Here is a 6,308-nt window from a genome sequence, read left to right as displayed (position 1 = left end):
GGACTGTCGGTGGGGTGGTCTCGGGGAACAGGTCGATCTCCGGATCCCGTTCGCGCACACTGACCGTCACGCCGCGGAAGCGGGCGATGGCGGGCAGGACCAACACTCCGCCCGGTACGCGGGCCACCAGGCGCAGTCTGTCGAGCATGTCCACCGCGGCCTCGGCCAGTCCCGCGGGGTCGGCCTGCCACTGCGCGGCGAAGGTCCGGCCGTAGATGTCGACGAGACGACCGACCGTGCCCGCCAGCCACGAATCCTCGAGCAAGGGATGCTCGAGCGGGGCACGAGCGTCGTCGTCCTGCTCCTGCTCGTCGGGCATCGGGGTGTCGGACGCCGCGAGCGGGGTGAACACCGTCGACCTCGGGATCGCGGAATCGACCGCCGCGACGAGGACGTCCTGCGTCTGCGCGGGCACCGGCATCCGGGGCGGGACAGGGGCGTCGGGATCGAGGACGCGATCGCACATCTCCCCGGCCAGCAGCAGCGCGACCTGCGCGACCGTCCCCGTGTTCGGGAACCGCATATCCGACAACCGTCCCGAGGTGTCCACCAGCGCAACGCCTTCGGCGCGACGCTCACAGACCAGGCCGGTGAGCAGCTCCACCTCGTCGGTGGTGCGCGGCAACGCCAACTGCAGCGCTTCGTCGTTGTCGAGATCGTCGGCGTACACCACGGGACGCTGCACCAGTGCGCGTCGAACCCGCCTCCGGACCTCCGCCGTATCCGAGTGCGGGGCACCGGCATTGCCGAGCAGACCGCGCACCGATTCGAGGTGCTGCAACGCCCGCGGTGGCCGGAACAGGGCGTGCACGACCGCGCGGTCGACGTCGTAGAGCGCCTCACCGCTGTCGGGATCGCTCGCCCACCTGCCGGCGTCACCGTCAGCGAGGGTGATCGCGCCGCGCACGCCGAGCCAGGTCACGGCATCGACGAAGGCATCGCGGTCGGCGGCACGTTCGGTGTCGAGCTCGACACCGTCCACCCGGCTCGCCTCGGACGCGACGTGCTCGGCGAGTTCGGACAGCGTGATCTGCCCGGCGCCGCGACCGAGCGCCGCGATCGCCAAGGCGAGATAGGCGTACCGGCGGCGGTCGAACGGCCGGCCGGTGTGCGTCGACGTGCCCGCCCCCGCATCGAGGCGATCGGCGACGGTGAACAGCCGCGCGGTGGTCTCGGTGACCTCGAGCCGGTACCCGAAGGTGGCGAGCAGATCCTCGCGCAGCTCGGTGGTCCAGCGGCGCACCGTCGCCAGCGCCGACCGGTCGGGAAAGGTCGCGGTGACGAGATGGTGGGTGAGCACCAGTCGCGCGGCGCGCTGATACGAATCCAGCTCGATGGACGGAATCGAACGCGCCCTCATCGCACCTCCACCGACAGACCGTCGAGATACAGGCGCCCGCGCGCGGTGTGCACCACCGTCGACTCGCCGCTCGGTCGGAGGGTGAGCTTGACGCCGTTCTGCGTACCGGAGGAGGCATCGTCGCTGCGCACCCGGCCGCTCACGGGCACCCGGGCCGACAGTGCGGCGTCGAGCAGGCTCAACAGCACCTCGGCTTCCGGTTCGCTCAGCTTCCGTTCGCGCACACCTCCGGCGGCGAGGGAGCGCGCCGCTTCGGCCCGGCGACGCTGCTTCTCGAGCTGCGCCTCGCGCAGCCGCCGTACTCCGGCGTCGTTGCGCTGGATCCGCCCCGGCGCTCCCGCTGCGGGGCGCCGGCCGGTCTCGGCGAGGGTGCGGGCGATCTCCACGGGAGGCGCGTCCCACCACGACCGGGTGACCGGCACGATGTCGGCGTCGGGATGGGCGACGGAGAAGTGTCGGGGCCGGCCCAGGTCGAACACCGCATCGAACAGCGCGTGCGCGGCCTCCTCGGACGGCGCGGCAGCGAACCAGCCCGCGAGATGCCGCAGCTGTGACTCGCGGCTGACACCCCCACGACGCTGCTCGGTGAGCCGGCGCAGCAGCCCGAGCACCGCGGAGATCGCGTTGATGGTCGCGCCGCGCAGGCGTTCGGATTCGCTCGGTTCGGAGCCCACACCGACGAACCAGTGTTCGATGCCCCACCAGCGCTGCGCCCAGTCCGCCTCGCGTTCCTCGAACGAGAGCAGCACCCGCTCGTCGTGCCGGGCCGCGGCCGCGGTGAGCTTCTGAACCCCGGTGGCCTGCACCCGGTCGAGCGCCGCGGAAAGCTTCGGGGCGTAGCGGGCCAGATCGGTGCTGAACTCACGCATGTGGGTGAGGAGCGCATCCTTGTGGGCGAGGAAGGTCTCCGGGGTGACCTCGGTGGTGCGCACCAGCTCGCCGAGGACGAGATAGAAACGGGCGGCGCGCTCGGCCATGTCCGACAACGTCGCGTCGAGGCGACTCAACTTCCGGTAGACCAGTTCGCCGTCGCCGGCCGCGTTCGCATCGGCGAGATCGTTCAGGTCGGCGAGCAGATCGGGGAGGGCCAGACGTGACAGCGAAACGTCCTCCCCACGGGAGGACAGCACGTCCTCCACGGCGCGGAACACCCGGTAACCGGCCTGCCCGAACTGGTAGACGTAGTGCCGGTTGCGGTACTCGGCGAGCGTCGCCGCCCGGGATCCGTCGTAGCTGCGTTCGAGCACACCCCACGCGTGCAGCTGCTCGAGCAGGGCCGGGATCTCGGAGGAATCGGGCACGTCGTCGCCGTTCGCGCCGGGCAGCCGGGTGAGGACGTTCTCGACGTCGCCGGCGTGCAGCAGCACCGAGTAGTTGCCGCGCGCATGATCGAATGCGCGCAGAACCCACAGGTAGTGCACCCTTTTCTCGGCCGTTGCGAACGAGAAGAGGCGCAGGCGGTCGTCCCGCACCAACGCGTCCTCCATCGCGCCGAACCGCGCTCGGCCTGATTCACTCACCGTGACAGGTTAGGCGGCGCAACCGACGGGTCCGGACAACACCCGGCGTGAGTGTCGGCACGATCGTTGCCCGATGGACGCCCCGATCCGCGGTGGCGGCCCGCCCCGAGCCGTTACGGTCGAGGCGGTGCGCTCGGCGAGGGCAGTGCGCCCGGACAGACGCCGCAGCCTCCGGAATCGGACACGATGAATCCTCACGAGATCGGACAGGACACCCACAGAGTGGGCGATCCGGGACCCGCCACGCGTGCACTGATCGAGGCGGTCGCCGACCTGTCGACGACGCGGCAGGCCGAGATCACGCAGTACATGACCGAGCGGATCTCGGCCGAGATCGAGGCGATGTCCACCGACCGCCACACCCGCCGCTCCCTCGCCCAGGCCGCGGAGGAGGGTGTCGCAGCCATCACCCGGTTCCTGCGGGACGATCTTGCCGAGATCGAGATCCCGGCGGCGTCCTATTCGCTGGTGCGCATGCTGGCCCGGCAGGGATTCCCGGTCTCGGTGGTCGATCGCAGCAACCGGCTCGCGCAGGACAGCATCATGCGCTGGTGCCTCGAGGTGCTGGCGGGACTCAGCGACGACGCCGCGGCAGTGATGCAGGCGGGCGTGGAGATCCTGATGAAACTCTCTGCCGGGATCGACGGGGTGTCGCAGAAGCTGCTCGGGGTCTACGAGGCCGAGCGCGACACCTGGCTGCTCAACCGCAACGCCTCCCGGACCGCCCGCATCCAGGACATCCTGGCCGGACGGCCGATCGAGGTGGGGGACGCCGAGCGCACCCTCGGCTACCGGCTCGGCCAGCACCACCTCGGGGTGATCGTCTGGACGGACGACATCGAAGTGGTTGGCGGGGACCGGTCCGGCACCGAATGGAACGGCCTCGAGCAGGCGGTGACGGCCTTGGCCGAACATCTCGGGCGGGGAGGTCGGGTGCTGTTCGAACAGTTCGACGAGTACACCGCCTGGGCATGGATCCCGCTCGGTACGGTCGATCGCATCGACCCGAGCGGACTGTCCGGGGTCGTCGCGGCCTGGCAGCGACCCGTCGGTGTCGCCGTCGGAGCGCCGCAGGAGGGGATCGACGGTTTCGTCCGCACCCATCGGCAGGCGGCGCAGGCGCGGGAGGTGGCTCTGACATCGGCTCTGCCGGGCCCGCGTCTCGTCTCGATCGACGAGGTCGGCGCGGTCGCGTTGATGTGCACGAATCTCGAATGGGCGCGCGCCTGGGTGGGGGATGTGCTCGGCCGCCTCGCCGCCGACGATCCCGCTGCCGCGCAACTGCGGCACACACTGCGGGAGTTCCTTTCCAGTGGAGGCAGTTTCGTCGCCACCGCGGAAAAGCTCCATCTGCACCGGAATTCGGTCGCCTACCGGATCAGCAAGGCGGAGGAGCAGATCGGGCACAGTGTCCGCGAGTGTCGACTCGACCTCGAGAACGCGCTCGCGCTGTGCCACTGGCTCGGCGCCGCCGTGCTCGCGCCCGATTCGGCAGGTCCACCCTCGCCCGGGTGACGGCCCGTTATCGGGAGCCGGGCACGGCGCTGCGAACGAACCGTCCGATCTCGCCGATCGCGCGGACTCCTTCGGGTAGCAGATCCGCGGCGGCCTGGAATACGTGCACCTGCCGGTCCCAGACCTGCAGTTCGCACGCGATACCGGCGTCGGCGAGACGGTCGGCCATCGACTCCGCGTCCACCAGGAACAATTCGTGCGAGCCGACCTGGATGAGCGTGGGCGGCATGCCCGACAGATCCGCGTCGGCGGGGCAGATCCGCCCCGACTCCTGGCGACGTCCTGCAAGACCGGCCAGTGCCTCGAGTGCGTTGCCGGGCAGCAGCGCGCAGTGTGCGGCGTTGGAGTGGCCGAGTTTGCGGGCCGGATCCAATTCGGTGAGCGGGGACAGGGCGACGATCGCTCCCGGCACCGGGATGCCCCGGTCGCGCAACGCCAACGACACCATGAAGGCCAGATAGCCGCCGGCGGAATCACCGGCGATCACGATCTGCTCGGGTCGGTAACCGGCGGCGAGCAGGAAGAGGTAGCCCTCGACACCGTCGTCGACGGCATCGTCGATCGAGTGCTCGGGCAGCATCCGGTAGTCGACCATCAGCACGGGGATGCGGCCGGCATCGGAGATCCGCGAGACGAGGCGGAGGTGGCTGCGCATCCCGCCGCACAGGAAGCCGCCGCCGTGCAAGTAGAGCATCACGCGATCGAATCCCGTCCGCGGGCCTTCCACCCAGGAACCGGTGCAGTTCGGCAACCGGACGGGAGCGCACACTGTCCCGTCGATCGCCGGAAGCAGCGCCCCGGCGGCGTCCAGCAGACCCGTCGGCCAGGGCAGCGCCGTCGAGCGGCTCCACAGCCCGAGCAGCGGACGCACCGACATCCGCATCGCCTGCGCCAGTACTCTGGACTGACGGCTCGACCCGGGGAAGTCGCGCCGGCGGACCGGAGTCGAGCATTCGGGGGAGTGCGGCGGCCGAGGCGTCGGCAGATCGCGCGGAACGAGGGGTGCGCGCACGTCACGTGCGGTCGTCACGGGGAAGAGCTCCTCACAACCGGTGGGGTGTCTGCGACCGGTCGATCCTCGAAGGGGAGACGGTCGAACAGCGGCGAGTCGACCCGGCGAAGCGGGTGCCGCTGTCTTCTACGTTAAGGACGAACGTCCCTCGGTTCACCGGTGCGTGTGCACACTGTTTCGGTTGTGGTTCGGGCTGAGCGCACAGTGTCCGAGGGTGGCACCGGGTGCCGGTGCGAGCTGGATCACGTTTGATCGGGACGGACCTGCAGGTCAAGGGCCATTGTTGGGCGCTTGCCCAAGTGGCATTCGGTGGCCCGAACGACCCGAACGCCCCTGTCGACCGACCCGGCATTGTGCGCTGCGACCAGCGAACCCCCACGATCTGTGTGCTCGCGTACCGATGGAAAAGGTCCCGGGTCGACCTACCTTCGAATAGGGGGCCGATGATCGGAGCCACGTCATCGGCCCGTCGGGGGTCCGCCCCCTTCTATGACGGATCGCTTCGTGGCTCGGACATTCTCCGTTGACGGAAGGACCGCGATGGCGCCCCACGCGACGCAGAACTGCATGACGATCCTGCGCTGCGGAAGCTGCACGACGCTTCACGCTCCCGAGACAGCGCGCTGCTCCTCCTGCGGCGGCGCGAACCTCGAGTCCGCCCACTGCTCCGGCACCGGCTCGATCGTGTCCTGGAAGGTCGTCGAACCGCTCGACGTCGGCGCACAGGACGACAACTCGGTCACCCTCGCGATCGTCGAACTCGACGACGGGCCGTGGCTCTACTCGAAGATCGAAGGATCGTTCCCCGACTGCGCCGAGGCGCGGGTGCGGGTCGCGTTCCGGTCCACTGCGTGCGACGACGGATTCCCCGTCTTCGGGGTCTGCGCGGCCTGATCTACGA

5 protein-coding genes are annotated in these 6,308 nt (G+C 69.9%); 2 read left to right on the top strand and 3 right to left on the bottom strand.

Annotated elements, in window-relative coordinates; genetic code table 11:
* Both B9C99_RS16790 and B9C99_RS16785 read right to left on the bottom strand, forming a co-directional pair.
* Positions 1 to 1,360, bottom strand: a 1,360-nt coding sequence (locus tag B9C99_RS16790) for a TIGR02678 family protein (RefSeq protein WP_088898627.1), incomplete at its 3' end; no start/stop codon positions are given.
* A complete protein-coding gene (locus B9C99_RS16785) occupies positions 1,357 to 2,847 on the bottom strand; it encodes a TIGR02677 family protein (protein WP_088898626.1) in 1,491 nt (496 codons plus the stop codon). The genes B9C99_RS16785 and B9C99_RS16790, both read right to left, overlap by 4 nt.
* A 219-nt stretch (positions 2,848 to 3,066) precedes the next feature.
* Here B9C99_RS16785 and B9C99_RS16780 point away from each other — a divergent pair, with 219 nt between their 5' ends.
* Entirely contained in the window at positions 3,067 to 4,395 is a 1,329-nt protein-coding gene (locus tag B9C99_RS16780) for a CdaR family transcriptional regulator (RefSeq protein ID WP_143543566.1), read from the top strand.
* A 7-nt stretch (positions 4,396 to 4,402) separates the two neighbouring features.
* Here the strand turns inward: B9C99_RS16780 and B9C99_RS16775 are convergent, their stop codons facing one another.
* Entirely contained in the window at positions 4,403 to 5,425 is a 1,023-nt protein-coding gene (locus tag B9C99_RS16775; protein WP_253250104.1) for an alpha/beta hydrolase, read from the bottom strand.
* Between the two features lie 522 nt (positions 5,426 to 5,947).
* On the opposite strand from B9C99_RS16775, the gene B9C99_RS16770 reads away from it, so the two are divergent.
* Positions 5,948 to 6,301 (top strand): Zn-ribbon domain-containing OB-fold protein, encoded by a 354-nt coding sequence (locus B9C99_RS16770; protein WP_016692744.1) that lies wholly within the window; start codon positions 5,948 to 5,950, stop codon positions 6,299 to 6,301.
* The last annotated feature ends 7 nt before the right edge of the window (positions 6,302 to 6,308 follow it).

It is taken from the genome of Rhodococcus sp. BUPNP1, from assembly GCF_002215235.1.
Lineage (GTDB): Bacteria > Actinomycetota > Actinomycetes > Mycobacteriales > Mycobacteriaceae > Rhodococcus.
The sequence above is the reverse complement of the archived record's forward strand: the minus strand, read 5'-3'. Positions and strand labels throughout refer to the sequence as shown.